The organism is Mesorhizobium sp. M4B.F.Ca.ET.214.01.1.1 (assembly GCF_004791545.1).
GTDB lineage: Bacteria > Pseudomonadota > Alphaproteobacteria > Rhizobiales > Rhizobiaceae > Mesorhizobium > Mesorhizobium abyssinicae.
Genome location: NZ_SRUX01000347.1, coordinates 1 through 278 on the forward strand (window position 1 = coordinate 1; position 278 = coordinate 278).

General features: G+C 57.6%; 1 pseudogene. It reads left to right on the forward strand.

Annotated elements, in window-relative coordinates:
• Positions 1–278, forward strand: a pseudogene (locus EN857_RS34520) (MFS transporter); the annotation flags it as partial.

Below are 278 nucleotides of genomic sequence, written 5' to 3' on the forward strand. Positions count from 1 at the left end.
TTTCGCTTTTCAACATTGGCGGCCGTTTCTTCTGGGCCTCCATGTCCGACAAGATCGGCCGCAAGAACACTTATTTCTGCTTCTTCATTCTCGGCATCATTCTTTACGCGCTGGCGCCGACGCTCGCGACGATGGGCAACAAGGCGCTTTTCGTTCTCGCCTTCGGTATCATCCTGTCCATGTATGGCGGCGGTTTCGCCACCATCCCGGCCTATCTTGCGGACATCTTCGGCACGCAGTTCGTCGGCGCAATCCACGGCCGTCTCCTGACGGCATGG